The organism is Streptosporangium vulgare, from assembly GCF_042428775.1.
GTDB lineage: Bacteria > Actinomycetota > Actinomycetes > Streptosporangiales > Streptosporangiaceae > Streptosporangium > Streptosporangium vulgare.
The window spans coordinates 1-503 of the sequence record NZ_JBHMBS010000206.1 but is presented as its reverse complement, the minus strand read 5'-3'; the positions used below and the strand labels follow the sequence as shown (position 1 = coordinate 503).

Sequence of the window (503 nt, the reverse complement as noted above, 5' to 3'; positions counted from 1 at the left end):
AGCCGGTCGGCGAGGAAGGCGCGGATCTGGTCGGGGTCGGCGGTGGCGGGGGTGACGAACGCGGCCAGGCGGCGCTGACGGCGCTCACCCACCGCGACCGCGACCGCGCGGGTCACCGACGGACACGCCTCCAGGGCGGCTTCGACCTCGCCCAGCTCCAACCGGTGACCACGGATCTTCACCTGATGATCCGCGCGGCCCAGGAACTCCAGGGTGCCGTCGGCCCAGTAGCGGCCCAGGTCGCCGGTGCGGTACCAGCGCTGCCCGGCGTAGTGCACGAACTTCGCCGCCGTCGTCGCCGCATCCCCCCGATAGCCCAGCGCGACCCCGGCGCCGCCGATCCACAGCTCCCCGGCCACCCAGTCCGGGCAGTCACGACCCCGGCCGTCGACCACCCGGAACCTCTGGTTGCGCAACGGGAACCCGTAGGGCACCGACGTCCAGTGCGCCGGAACGTGCGCCACCTCCCACACGTTCGACCAGATCGCCGCCTCCGTCGCACC

1 protein-coding gene is annotated in these 503 nt (G+C 73.6%); it reads right to left on the bottom strand.

The window, feature by feature from the left end:
- A partial coding sequence (locus tag ACFFRH_RS44720; RefSeq protein ID WP_386164244.1) for an AMP-binding protein occupies nt 1–503 on the bottom strand: 503 nt, incomplete at both ends.